General features: G+C 38.7%; 11 protein-coding genes. 10 read left to right on the forward strand and 1 reads right to left on the reverse strand.

Features of this window, described 5'->3' with window-relative positions:
- Positions 1–58 precede the first annotated feature (58 nt).
- The 7 genes from fmt (at position 59) to ACEN4I_RS02470 (ending at position 7,680) form a co-directional block, all read left to right on the forward strand.
- Positions 59–997 (forward strand): methionyl-tRNA formyltransferase, encoded by a 939-nt coding sequence (gene fmt / locus ACEN4I_RS02440; protein ID WP_407101728.1) that lies wholly within the window; start codon positions 59–61, stop codon positions 995–997.
- 1 nt (position 998) lies between these two features.
- Positions 999–2,366 (forward strand): 16S rRNA (cytosine(967)-C(5))-methyltransferase RsmB, encoded by a 1,368-nt coding sequence (gene rsmB / locus ACEN4I_RS02445; RefSeq protein WP_407101730.1) that lies wholly within the window; start codon positions 999–1,001, stop codon positions 2,364–2,366.
- A gap of 126 nt (positions 2,367–2,492) precedes the next feature.
- Entirely contained in the window at positions 2,493–3,236 is a 744-nt protein-coding gene (locus tag ACEN4I_RS02450; protein WP_407095371.1) for a Stp1/IreP family PP2C-type Ser/Thr phosphatase, read from the forward strand.
- A gap of 3 nt (positions 3,237–3,239) precedes the next feature.
- The gene (gene pknB, locus ACEN4I_RS02455; RefSeq protein ID WP_407101732.1) at positions 3,240–5,276 is read left to right on the forward strand and encodes a Stk1 family PASTA domain-containing Ser/Thr kinase; all 2,037 of its coding nucleotides are present in this window, start codon (positions 3,240–3,242) and stop codon (positions 5,274–5,276) included.
- 197 nt (positions 5,277–5,473) lie between these two features.
- Positions 5,474–6,370: a ribosome small subunit-dependent GTPase A gene (gene rsgA, locus ACEN4I_RS02460; protein WP_407101734.1), complete on the forward strand. Its 897-nt coding sequence runs from the start codon at positions 5,474–5,476 to the stop codon at positions 6,368–6,370.
- Positions 6,371–6,379: 9 nt separating this feature from the next.
- Positions 6,380–7,033, forward strand: coding sequence for a ribulose-phosphate 3-epimerase (gene rpe / locus ACEN4I_RS02465; protein ID WP_407101736.1), 654 nt, complete (start codon positions 6,380–6,382; stop codon positions 7,031–7,033).
- Positions 7,030–7,680 carry a thiamine diphosphokinase gene (locus tag ACEN4I_RS02470; RefSeq protein ID WP_407101738.1) on the forward strand — a complete coding sequence of 217 codons (651 nt, stop codon included), beginning with the start codon at positions 7,030–7,032 and terminating at the stop codon, positions 7,678–7,680. The genes rpe and ACEN4I_RS02470 overlap by 4 nt, the downstream gene beginning before the upstream one ends.
- Positions 7,681–7,753: 73 nt before the next feature.
- Here the strand turns inward: ACEN4I_RS02470 and rpmB are convergent, their stop codons facing one another.
- Positions 7,754–7,942, reverse strand: coding sequence for a 50S ribosomal protein L28 (gene rpmB / locus ACEN4I_RS02475; RefSeq protein ID WP_204210741.1), 189 nt, complete (start codon positions 7,940–7,942; stop codon positions 7,754–7,756).
- Positions 7,943–8,211: 269 nt separating this feature from the next.
- Here rpmB and ACEN4I_RS02480 point away from each other — a divergent pair, with 269 nt between their 5' ends.
- The 3 genes from ACEN4I_RS02480 to recG all read left to right on the forward strand — a co-directional run bounded on the left by ACEN4I_RS02480 (position 8,212) and on the right by recG (position 12,664).
- Positions 8,212–8,574 (forward strand): Asp23/Gls24 family envelope stress response protein, encoded by a 363-nt coding sequence (locus ACEN4I_RS02480; protein WP_204210742.1) that lies wholly within the window; start codon positions 8,212–8,214, stop codon positions 8,572–8,574.
- A gap of 57 nt (positions 8,575–8,631) precedes the next feature.
- On the forward strand, positions 8,632–10,299 hold the full coding sequence (locus ACEN4I_RS02485; RefSeq protein WP_407101740.1) for a DAK2 domain-containing protein: 1,668 nt from the start codon (positions 8,632–8,634) through the stop codon (positions 10,297–10,299).
- 316 nt (positions 10,300–10,615) lie between these two features.
- Positions 10,616–12,664 carry an ATP-dependent DNA helicase RecG gene (recG, locus tag ACEN4I_RS02490; protein WP_407101742.1) on the forward strand — a complete coding sequence of 683 codons (2,049 nt, stop codon included), beginning with the start codon at positions 10,616–10,618 and terminating at the stop codon, positions 12,662–12,664.
- Positions 12,665–12,713 lie beyond the last annotated feature (49 nt).

Below are 12,713 nucleotides of genomic sequence, written 5' to 3' on the forward strand. Positions count from 1 at the left end.
AAAAACAGCAAAAAATAATCACAGTATGTTATCAAGCGAGATAAAGGAGTTTTGCTCAATGAAAATAGTATTTATGGGAACACCAGCTTTTTCTGTACCTATATTAGAATCTTTGGTGGAATCAGATTACGAAGTAATAGCTGTAGTAACACAACCAGATAGACCAGTAGGCCGAAAAAAAGTATTGACGCCTACGCCAGTGAAAGAAGCGGCCTTAAGACACCGTATTGAAGTTTTACAGCCAGAAAAAATCTCTGGATCTCCAGAAATGGAAAAAATTATGGAAATGAATCCTGATATAATCGTCACAGCTGCATTTGGACAATTTTTGCCTACAAAATTATTGAATGTTCCTCACCTCGGTGCGATAAATGTTCATGCCTCTTTACTGCCTAAGTATCGTGGCGGCGCTCCTGTTCATTATGCTTTGATCAATGGAGAAACCGAAACTGGAGTTTCGATTATGTACATGGAGAAAAAAATGGATGCGGGAGATATTATTTCTCAAAAATCATTGCCGATCACTAGAGCGGATGATGTCGGAACTTTGTTTGACCGCTTGAGCATCTTAGGAAGAGATTTATTGATGGAAACGATCCCTCATATCATTGATGGGACTATTCATCCTATCAAACAAGAGGAAGAAAAAGTAACTTTTTCACCTAATATTACTCGTGAACAAGAAGTATTGGATTGGCACAAAGAAGCCGCAGCCATTGATCATCAAGTCAGAGGCATGCGTCCTTTCCCAGGAGCCTATACGTTTTTAGAGGGCGAACGGTTAAAAATCTGGGCAGTGACACCTTTGTCCAATCAAACCGATCAAGCACCTGGAACGATGATCGATATTCAAAAAGACTGTATATTAGTTGCCTGTGGAAACCATACTGTGGTGCAGCTGGACGAGGTGCAACCAGCTGGTAAAACAAGAATGTCAGCAGCTGCATTTGTCAGTGGGATAGGCAGTAAACTTAATACGGGAGAGGTCTTAGGATAACATGGCAGAACAACCTTCAGCTAAACGAGCGGTGAAGAAAAGCAGCCGCTACCAAGCTATGCAAATTTTAGATAAAACTGAAAAAAGTGGTTCTTATTCAAATCTTCTTTTGAATGAAGCCATTCAAAAAAATAATTTAAGCTCTGCTGATGCACGTTTAATGACAGAATTGGTTTATGGTGTCTTGCAACGTAAAATCACATTGGATTATTATTTGAGTCGATTCTTGAAAAAAAATCAAAAAGTAGATACATGGGTAAGAAACTTATTGCGATTATCCATTTATCAAATGGTTTATTTGGAAAGAATACCAGCGCATGCTATTTTATTTGAGGCTGTGGAGATAGCAAAAACACGTGGTCATGTAGGAATCAGTAAATTTATCAACGGTATTTTACGAAATGCTGAGAGAAAAGGATTCCCAACTGTTGAAGACATAGCTGATCCAGTCGAGTGTCTAAGTGTTTCGTATAGTCTGCCTAAATGGCTGGTAGAGAAATTCATTGCGGAGATCGGATACGAAGAAACGGAATTGCTGGGAGAATCATTATTGTCTCCCAGCCATTCCAGTGCCCGCGTGAATGAAAAATTGACGACCCTGCAAGATGCACTCGATTACATGGAAGAAGAAGGGTTTTATGTGCGCAAAAGTGAACTTTCAGCACATGGAATCGTTAGCGACAGTGGACATTTTGCGTCTTCTGAACTTTTCAAAAGTGGAAAGATCACGATTCAAGATGAGACCTCTATGCTGGTCGCTCCTGCGTTGCAAGTAGAACCACACCATCAAGTTTTAGATGCTTGTGCCGCTCCAGGCGGAAAAACCACGCACATTGCCTCTTTTCTTTCTAAAGAAGCAGGTGGTAAAGTAACAGCACTTGATCTGCACAAACACAAAGTCAAATTGATCAAAGAAAATGCGGAAAGATTGCAAGTAGCAGATGTTGTTGAAGGGTTTGAACAAGATGCTCGTAAGGTCGACGAAATATTTGCCGATGACACTTTTGATCGGATATTAGTAGATGCTCCTTGTTCCGGCTTAGGCTTGATGAGAAGAAAACCCGATATCAAGTACACTAAGAAACCACAAGATTTTGAACAATTGCACACCATTCAATTAGATATTTTAAAACATGTCGCGCCTAAATTAAAATCTGGTGGACTTCTAATCTATAGTACGTGTACAATAACTAGAGAAGAAAATAGTCAAACCGTGGAAGCCTTCTTAACAGGGCATCCTGAATTTGAAAAAGAAGAGGTTTTTGTTGAAGGACCTGCAAAAGAGTGTCTAACGGATGGTTTTTTAACAATCTATCCTCATGCTTTTGAATCAGATGGTTTTTTTATCAGTGCGTTAAGAAAGAAATAAACGTGGAAATCTCACAGAAAAGACATCTTTTCTGAGAGATTGTCCTTTTTAGTGTCTTATATTTTCCTTACATAGAGAAAAAGCCACAAGACTTAGATTTGAAACAGGCGAAAAAGAGGTGTCGGTATGAGATTGGTTGTAAAGACCGATAAAGGTAGAAAAAGAGGAACAAATCAGGATTTTGCAAATACATACAAGAATCAAAACGGCTTAACACTAGCTGTATTGTGTGATGGTATGGGAGGACATCGGGCTGGAGATATTGCCAGCGAGATGGTTGTATCCCATTTAGGAAATAATTGGGAAAAAACCGAGTTCGACTCTGCAAAAAATGCTGCGGAATGGCTGGAAGTACGTATCAATCGAGAAAATCAGCGATTGGTCGAAAAAGCCCGTCAGTACCCGGACTTAAATGGAATGGGAACGACTTTAGTAGCAGTCGCAGAAGCTGTGGACGGTTATGTGATTGCAAACATAGGAGACAGTCGTGCCTATCGTTTGATCGATGGTCGCTTAGTTCAAATTACGGACGATCACTCGTTAGTAGGCGAATTGATGAGGAATGGTCAATTGACCGAAGAAGAAGCCTTAAATCATCCTCAAAAGAATGTATTGACACGTTCATTGGGTGTTGAGGAAACGTTGGGAATCGACATCGATACGTATGCATACGGGTCCAATAACCCTATTTTATTGTGTTCGGATGGATTGACCAATATGGTAGCAGATAAAGAAATTGAAAAAATCTTGAATATAACTGAACCGTTGGAAAGCCAAGCGACTATGCTGATTGATTTAGCCAATGAGCGCGGCGGAGTAGACAATATTACTGTGATCATTATTGATTTAAATGGAAGAAAGGAGGTTTAAAGAATGGAAAACGGAAAAAAATTAAATGGTCGTTATAAAATAATAAAACCAGTTGGCAGCGGCGGAATGGCTAATGTTTACTTAGCTCATGATTTGATTTTAGATCGAGATGTTGCCGTTAAAGTCTTGAGATATGATTTTAGAAAAGACCAAGATACTATCCGTCGCTTCAAGCGTGAAGCTTTATCCTCCACTGAACTGGTCCACCCGAACATTGTCAGTATTTATGATGTAGGCGAAGAAAACGATACACAATATATTGTCATGGAATACATTGAAGGTATGGATTTAAAAGATTACATTATCAATAATTTCCCGATTGCATATCGTAAAGTCTTGAATATCATGAGTCAAATTTTGTCAGCTGTTTCTTATGCCCATCAAAATCAAATCATCCATCGAGATTTAAAACCGCAGAATGTATTGATAGATGAAAGCGGCGTTGTAAAAATTACCGATTTTGGAATAGCCGTTGCTGTTTCACAATCTTCTATTACACAAACTAATTCATTACTAGGGTCCGTTCATTACCTTTCTCCAGAGCAAGCTCGCGGAGGAATGGCTACCAACCAATCGGATATCTATTCGTTGGGGATTATTTTATATGAGTTGCTGACTGGCAGTGTACCTTTTGAAGGTGAATCAGCTGTTTCGATCGCATTAAAACATTTCCAAGAAAGTATCCCTTCGGTTAAAAAGTTTGATCCCAGAATACCGCAAGCATTAGAAAATGTGGTATTAAAAGCTACTGCTAAAGAAACAGCTGACCGGTACAAATCAGTTCGTGAAATGGAAATGGATCTTGAAACAGCTTTATCTCCTAGTCGAGTGGATGAGCCGCCGTATGCTCCTGCCAGCATGTTGCAAGAGACGAAAGTCATTACTCCCATATCAGTCACAAAAGAAACGGATTTGGAAGATACCATGGTTATTCCAGTCGTGACAGAAGAACCGAAAGAAGAGTCGGTTCCGGAAAAGAAAAAGAAAAAACGAAGATGGATATGGATAGTCTTGTTAAGTCTTTTTTTCATAGCCATTGGAGTTGCCATCGCGGCTTATTTATTAACGCCTAAAGATGTCACTATCCCAAACTTGGAAGAGATGACGCTGGAAGAAGCAGAAATGGAACTCTCAAAAGTGAATTTAAGTGTTGATGAAGTGGTTGAAGAACCGAATGAAGAGATCAAAGAAGGATTTGTTGTTCGATCAAACCCGACTATCGGCAATAGTGTCAAAGAAAACACACAAGTTGATCTGTTTATCAGTTCAGGAAAAGCAACAGTTGAATTCATGGATTACACGAACGAAGATTATCAGGAAATTCGAGCTGAACTGACTGAGATTGGATTTACAGTAGAGAGTGTGGGAGAAAACAGTGAAGAGATTCCAGAAGGAGCTATCATTTCACAAGACATCGGGGAAGATGAAGAAGTAGTACCATCGGAGACGACGGTTACGTTTACTGTCAGCAGCGGAAGAGCTGGAACTGAGATGAGAGATCTTAATGGATATTCTCAAAAGAGTGTAGAAGATTTTGCTTCTGAAAATGAATTGAGTCTGCAGATTTCGGAAGAATATTCTGAAGAGGTCCCAGTCGGATATGTGATCTCGCAAGATATTGATCCTGGAACGATCGTTTACAAGGGGGATTCATTAAGCATTGTAGTCTCCCTTGGAAAAGAAGATATTCCGGCACGTCAATTTACGGTTCCTGTAACGATTCCGTATCAAAATGCGGCTGAATCTTCCTCGGAAAGTGAATCCTCAGAAAACGAATCCTCAGAAAATGAATCCTCAGAAAACGAATCGGAAGAAAGTTCGACTGAATCACAGCCTGTACCGAATACTATTGAAATCTATATTGAAGATGCTGAACATAACTTGAACACATTGTTCCAGCAATTTACGATCACAGAAGACCATGATTTAGAAATACCTTTTATTTTAGAAGAAGGAACAACAGGAAGTTACCGTGTTGTACGTGATGGCGAAACGATTGAAGAAAACACCAACGTTGCTGCTCCTGATACAGACGAATAGAATAACCTGCTGTGTAAAATCAACACACTCTCTACGGACAAGCAAAATTATTTTGCCCTAGTCCATGGAGAGTGTGTTTTATTCTTTTTTAAGTTTTTGAAAGCATGAGATTAATGGACGTTTCTGATTTTAGGTTTGCATTCTGGTTCAGAGTTGAGTAAAGTTAAAGAGAAAAGAGAGTTGAGGAGGGCGCCTATTTGCCACAAGGACAGATCAGGAAAGCATTAAGTGGATTTTATTACGTCTATTACCAAGGAGAAACCTATCAGACTAGAGGGAGAGGAAACTTCAGAAACCGCAATCTAACCCCTTTAGTGGGAGATTTTGTAGAATTTGAGAGTGGAAACAAAGAGGAAGGTGTCGTTCAAGAACTTTTAGAACGAAGAAATGAATTGGTACGACCGCCAATCGCAAATATTGATCTAGGAGTAGTCGTGACATCAGCGGTAGAACCGGATTTTTCTACTCAATTATTAGATCGGTTTTTAGTGACCTTAGAGAATAAAGGAATAGAAGCGATCATTTACATTACGAAAACTGATTTAATCGATGATGAGACGTACCAATCTTTAAAAAAATACCAACAGTACTATGAATCAATCGGTTATACAGTGTATTTGCCGACAAATGCTGAAAAAGACCAAGCTGTGCAAGATCTATGCAGTCATTTTGCAACTCATTTGACCGTCTTTATGGGACAATCTGGAGCAGGGAAATCTACACTGCTGAATACGATCTCGCCAGAATTAGTGTTAAAAACAGCTGCGATATCGATGTCTTTAGGACGTGGTAAGCATACCACCAGACATGTGGAATTGATTCCTCTATATGATGGTTTAGTAGCAGATACTCCAGGCTTCAGTGCGATCGACTTGGCAGAGATTGAGTTGGTTGATTTAAGGGAACTGTTTCCAGACTTCGTTCAAGTCCAAGATCAGTGTCGCTTCAGAGGCTGCATTCATCACAAGGAACCAGGCTGTAAAGTAAAGGAACTGGTTGATGAAGGTACGATTGCTGAATACCGCTACGCCAGCTATCTCCAGTTTTATGAAGAAATTAGTCAACGCAAACCCGATTACTCTAAAAAGAAATGAGGAAAACAAATGAAATTAGCTCCATCGATCTTGAGTGCAGATTTTGCCAACTTAGAAAGAGATATTAAACTGGTTGAAACTGGAGGTGCCGATTACATCCATATCGACGTGATGGATGGGCATTTTGTGCCAAATATTACATTTGGGCCGAATGCTGTCAGTGCGATTCGTTCGACGACAAAGTTAACTTTGGACTGCCATTTAATGATTGAAAATCCAGAAAATTACATTGCCGATTTTGCTAAAGCAGGGGCAGACATCATCAGCGTGCATGTCGAAAGTACGCCTCATATCCATCGGACGATCCAATTGATCAATGATGCAGGAGTCAAATCCGGAGTAGTGATCAATCCAGGCACGCCGGTTTCTGTAATCGAACCGTTATTAAGCGATGTAGATTTGATTTTAGTCATGACCGTAAATCCAGGATTTGGCGGACAAAGTTTTATTGAACCGTCCCTTGAAAAAATTCGTCAGTTGAAAGCACTGAAAGATACCAACGACTATTCCTATGAAATTGAAGTGGACGGGGGAATCAATGATGAAACAGTCAAATGGTGTCATGAAGCAGGAGCGACTGTTTTTGTAGCTGGTTCTTATATTTATTCAGCTGATAAACCCTTAGAACGCATGAAACAATTGAGAGAAGCGGTTCAAAAATGACACACATAAAAATTATGGTCGGAGGTCCGGAAACAGCTCTTCCGACGGATGTTTACGCTGCTGAAAAAGAAGCTGTGATGTGGATTGGTGTGGACCATGGGGCTATTCGGCTGTTAAAACAGAAGATTGTTCCCGCCATCGCAATAGGTGATTTTGATTCAATTACGAAAGAAGAAATGAAGTTTTTAACCACAAAAGTAACGGATGTCCGTTCATTTCCTTCTGAAAAAGACGATACAGATACAGAATTGGCTATCCAATTAGCATTAGAAGAATACTCAGCCGATAAAATATCCGTTTATGGGGCCACAGCTGGACGTTTAGACCATTTAATGAGTAACCTGTTTTTTATCTTCCAGCCAAGATTCCAGCACCAAGCATCAAAAATTTATTTGTACGATAAATTGAATACAGTTTCGTTTTATCTTCCTGGTGAATATACGGTTACGAAAGAAAACGATAAAAAATACATCGCTTTTGTTTGCATGACACCGGTTAAGAAGTTGTCTTTAAGAGAGGTCAAGTACACCTTGGAAGAAAAAGATTATGCTTATCCAATTTCGTTGGCTAGTAATGAATTTAAAGAACAGACTGCTTCTTTTTCATTTACAGAAGGGTTGATTGCCGTAATTCAAAGCAAAGATTGATAGGTATAAACAAAATAAAAAAGCCTAAGCTTGAATGCCTAGGCTTTTTTTATCTTCTTTATAAGTAGAAAAATTATACACGTTCAACTTTTCCAGATTTAAGAGCACGAGCAGAAACCCATACACGTTTAGGTTTTCCGTCAACTAAAATACGAACTTTTTGCAAGTTAGCGCCGAAACTTCTTTTTGTTTTGTTTACTGCGTGAGAACGGTTGTTACCGCTTCTTGCTTTACGTCCTGTTACATAACATACTTTTGCCATTTTACTTTCCTCCTTTGCCAATAACTGAAGCAAAGCTTCAATCTTCATACCTAAACAATTTAGCATATCTTTATCTTATTTGCAAGATAATTCTTTCAAGTATTTTTACTTGACACAATTAATTTACGATTAGCAAAATAGGGAGAAAAATGAGAGAATAGGTCTATAGATAAGCTGGTTTTCGCTTTTATCTTTTATTCTTCAATATGCTATGCTACAATGTAAGGTAGTTATTTATGACTTTTTAAGTCAAGAGGAGGATTTTAAACATGGCAGTTAAAATCAAAACACAATATGGACTAGTGGATATTTCAAATGAAGTGATTGCTACAGTAGTAGGCGGAGCAGCAACCGAAATTTTCGGGATCGTTGGAATGGCTAGTAAAAATCAAATCCGTGATAATTTAAACGAGATTTTGAAAAAAGAAAATTATTCTAAAGGTGTGATTGTTCGCCAAGAAGATAATGGCGTAGCTGTAGATGTGTATATTATTGTCAGCTATGGGACAAGAATTTCAGAAGTTTGTCGTAATGTACAAGAAAAAGTAAAATACAACTTGGAATCTATGTTAGGTATTTCTGCGAATGCAGTAAATATTTTTGTTCAAGGTGTACGTGTAATACAAGACTAGAAATAGAAGGTTAATGTCACCGTTTCTTGACGTAGTGACATAAGGAGGAAATTAACGGTGAAAGTTGAAAATATTGAAGCGAAACAGTTCCGTTTAATGGTAGCTAGTGGAGCAAAACGATTAGAAAAAAATGCAGAATACGTGAATTCTTTAAACGTATTCCCAGTGCCGGATGGCGATACTGGAACAAACATGAACTTATCCATGACAAGCGGAGCAAAAGCGGTAACGTCAAATCATTCGGATCATGTCGGAGAATTGGCTGGAGCATTAGCTAAAGGACTTTTAATGGGAGCCAGAGGAAACTCTGGAGTTATTTTGTCTCAACTATTTAGAGGATTTGGTAAAGCTTTAGATGGGAAAGAAACGATCAATGCAACTGATTTAGCGAGTGCCTTTACAAGAGGAGTTGAAATTGCGTATAAAGCTGTAATGAAACCTGTTGAAGGAACAATCTTAACAGTGGCCCGTGAGTCTGCAAAAGCTGGTGAGAAAAAAGCTGAGCAAACTACCGATACGATCGAGGTCATGGAAACTGTCTTGTCTTCTGCTAAAAAATCTTTGGCTAAAACACCGGATTTACTACCTGTCTTAAAAGAAGTAGGCGTTGTGGATAGTGGCGGACAAGGACTAGTTTATGTTTTTGAAGGCTTTTTAGAAGCATTATCTGGTAAAGTCGTTGAAGAAGAAGTATATCAACCTACTGAAAGTGAAATGACAGATATGATCAATGCTGAACACCACAGGGGAGTTCACAATCATATCGCAACGGAAGATATTCAATATGGTTACTGTACTGAGATCATGGTTCATATTGGAAAAGGAGAAACTGTCGATAGTGAATTTGATTACGATACTTTCCGCAATCATTTGAGCGAAATCGGTGATTCTTTACTAGTTGTCAATGATGATGAGATTATTAAAGTTCATGTGCATACTGAAAAACCAGGTGAAGTGATGAATTATGGTCAAAAATTTGGTTCACTGGTCAAAATCAAAGTAGACAATATGCGTGAACAACATGACGCATTGATGGACAATGATCAGCCTGCTAAACCGACTAAAAAAGTTCCTTACGGTATTATTGCTGTAGCAGCTGGTGAAGGTATCCAAGACCTATTCAAAAGTTTAGGGGCTAATTACATCATCAATGGCGGACAAACAATGAACCCTAGTACAGAGGATATTTTAAAAGCGATTGATGCAGTAAATGCAGAACAAGTTTTGGTGTTGCCAAACAATAAAAATATCTTTATGGCTGCAGAACAAGCTGCTCAAGAGAGTGAGATTCCTGTAGCTGTGATTCCAAGTCGTACGATTTCTCAAGGAATGACTTCTATGTTGGCCTTTAATGAGCAAAATGATTTAGAGACTAACAAAGCAGAAATGAGCAGTGAGTTGGAAAATGTCATCAGTGGACAAGTTACTAACGCTGTACGTGACACTGAAATCAACGGTGTTAAGATCAAAAAAGATGACTTTATGGGACTTGTAGACGGAGATATTGTTTTGTCTAAAGAAAAGCGTAAAGAGGCTGCTATTGAAACGTTACAACAAATGCTTACCGAAGATAGCGAAATTGTAACGATTCTTTTAGGTGAAGGTGTGCCGCAAAAAGAAGCTGAAGAAATTGCGTCAGAAATTGAAGCTCAATTCTCAGATATAGAAGTTGAAATTCATGAAGGTAAACAGCCTGTTTATCCTTACCTTCTTTCTGTAGAATAAAATCAAGAGTAGACAAAAATAAATCGATTTTCTATTTTATTTCTGTCTACTTTTGATTGATTTAATTCAGTCAGGAAGCATGATAAAGCACTACATAGAGAAAGAGGATGAAAAACACCTAAAACTACACAAGTATTATTCATCCTCTGATTGCTACTGTTGGTTTTTAAAACTCAACTCAACTAAACAGTATGATGTGTAGTATAAAAGGAGCTTGGATTCTATCCCGGCTCCTTTTATAGATATTACCTAATGAAAGGAGGCTTGAGACAATCTGAAGAAAAGTGATTTTTTCATCCTTAGATTGTCAGATATGATGGAAAAAACAATCTATGACTCTGTCTCGGTACTTCAACATGTGGGGGAGAAAAGAGTAGAAGCCTTACAAGATTTAGGAATCCATACTATTGCTGATTTGCTCAATCATTTTCCGTTTCGATATGAAGATATTCAAGTAAAGGATCTCTTTGAGCTGGTCGATCAAGAAAAGACAAGTCTAAGAGGAGAAGTTCTTGCGGATGCAGTTGTTTCTCGCTTTGGTTACAAAAAAAGTCGGTTGTCTTTTCGCATGAAAATCGACCATGCAGTTGTTGTAGTGACTTTTTTTAATCAGCCCTATTTGGCAAATCAAATAGTCGCTGGAAACGAAATAACCGTTTATGGGAAATGGGATGACAAACGAAAAAGTTTATCTGGAATCAAAATAGTCGGACAGTCCTCTGCTCAAGAAGATTCGGATTTCGAATCCGTTTATCATGTCAATAAAAAGATCCGGCAGAAAACCCTTATGAATCTAGTAAAGCAAGCCTACGAAGAATATAAAGATGTGATCCCTGAAAATATTCCTCAAGAATTGCGGCAAAAATATCGGTTGATCTCACATAAAGAAGCCATTTATGCGATGCATTTTCCTGTTTCGCCCGAACAAACAAAGCAAGCACGTCGAGAAGTGGTCTTTGACGAATTTTTGGTTTACCAAACAAAAATGCAGCTCCTAAGAAAAAAACAGAAAAAAACGGGTTATGGTACAGCGATCGATTACGATATCCATCGGTTGAAACAGTTTATTGCTACCCTTCCGTTTGAATTGACCAATGCTCAAAAAAGAGTCGTTAATGAAATCTGTAAAGACTTAAAACAGCCCGTTCATATGCATCGTTTATTACAAGGAGATGTAGGAAGCGGAAAGACTTTAGTAGCGGTCATTGCTATCTATGCGGCTGCTACTGCCGGATTTCAATCGGCTTTAATGGTACCGACGACGATTCTGGCTGAACAACATATGAAAAGCTTGAACAGCTTATTTGATCCATTGGAAATCAAAACAGCGCTTTTGACGGGTTCGACAACAGCAAAAGAAAAACGGATTATTGAAGAGCAATTGCGTACGGGTGAAATAGATGTGATTGTTGGTACGCACGCGCTGATTCAAGATAATGTTGAATTCGCCCGTCTGGGAATAGTGATTACCGATGAACAACACCGCTTTGGAGTCAATCAAAGAAAAAAATTGCGTAGTAAAGGAATCGAACCAGATGTGCTGTTTATGACGGCAACCCCTATTCCAAGAACACTAGCCATCACGGCCTTTGGAGAAATGGATGTTTCTATCATTGACGAAATGCCCGCTGGACGAAAGCCGATTCAGACTACTTGGGTAAAACCAAAACAATTTGAACATACATTGGAGTTCATTGAAAGACAATTGAATATTGGTTCGCAAGCTTATGTGATTTGTCCGTTAATTGAAGAATCTGAAAGTTTAGACGTGAAAAATGCTACAGAAGTTTACCGCAAACTGTCACAGTTTTACGAGGGTAAATACAAAGTGGGATTATTGCATGGTCAAATGAAGCCGGCTGAAAAAGAAGCTGTCATGCATTTGTTTCAACAAAATGAAGTGCAAGTCTTAGTTTCTACAACGGTTATTGAGGTAGGAGTAGATGTACCTAATGCTACTACTATGGTGATTTATGATGCTGACCGTTTTGGTTTGGCTCAACTGCACCAGCTTAGAGGTCGAGTAGGAAGAGGAGACAAAGCATCTTATTGTATTCTTGTTTCTGACCCTAAAGGTGATGCTGGAATAGAACGCATGAAAATAATGACCGAAACAAATAATGGTTTTATCTTGAGTGAAAAAGATTTAGAATTAAGAGGTCCAGGTGATGTGTTTGGAAATAAACAATCAGGAATACCAGACTTTAAAATAGGAGATATTGTGAACGATTTTGCAGCCTTGGAAACGGCACGTTTAGATGCAGCAGAGTTGGTCCAACGCTCTGATTTTTATACTCATCCGGATTTTGCAGCATTAAGAAAAGCAATAGAGATGGAATCGGTGGATTCTGACACTTTTTATTAACTAAGAATGTTAAATAGAAGCTGATGAAGTGGAATCAGCCTAAGAGGAG

It is taken from the genome of Desemzia sp. FAM 23990, assembly GCF_045528485.1.
Lineage (GTDB): Bacteria > Bacillota > Bacilli > Lactobacillales > Carnobacteriaceae > Desemzia.

Excerpts from the sequence above, each read along its gene's own strand:
- rpmB (WP_204210741.1), bottom strand. The coding sequence starts at position 7,942 with ATGGCAAAAGTATGTTATGTAACAGGACGTAAAGCAAGAAGCGGTAAC.
- rsmB (WP_407101730.1), top strand. The coding sequence starts at position 999 with ATGGCAGAACAACCTTCAGCTAAACGAGCGGTGAAGAAAAGCAGCCGC.
- ACEN4I_RS02470 (WP_407101738.1), top strand. The coding sequence starts at position 7,030 with ATGACACACATAAAAATTATGGTCGGAGGTCCGGAAACAGCTCTTCCG.
- pknB (WP_407101732.1), top strand. The coding sequence starts at position 3,240 with ATGGAAAACGGAAAAAAATTAAATGGTCGTTATAAAATAATAAAACCA.
- fmt (WP_407101728.1), top strand. The coding sequence starts at position 59 with ATGAAAATAGTATTTATGGGAACACCAGCTTTTTCTGTACCTATATTA.
- recG (WP_407101742.1), top strand. The coding sequence starts at position 10,616 with ATGGAAAAAACAATCTATGACTCTGTCTCGGTACTTCAACATGTGGGG.
- ACEN4I_RS02480 (WP_204210742.1), top strand. The coding sequence starts at position 8,212 with ATGGCAGTTAAAATCAAAACACAATATGGACTAGTGGATATTTCAAAT.
- rpe (WP_407101736.1), top strand. The coding sequence starts at position 6,380 with ATGAAATTAGCTCCATCGATCTTGAGTGCAGATTTTGCCAACTTAGAA.
- ACEN4I_RS02450 (WP_407095371.1), top strand. The coding sequence starts at position 2,493 with ATGAGATTGGTTGTAAAGACCGATAAAGGTAGAAAAAGAGGAACAAAT.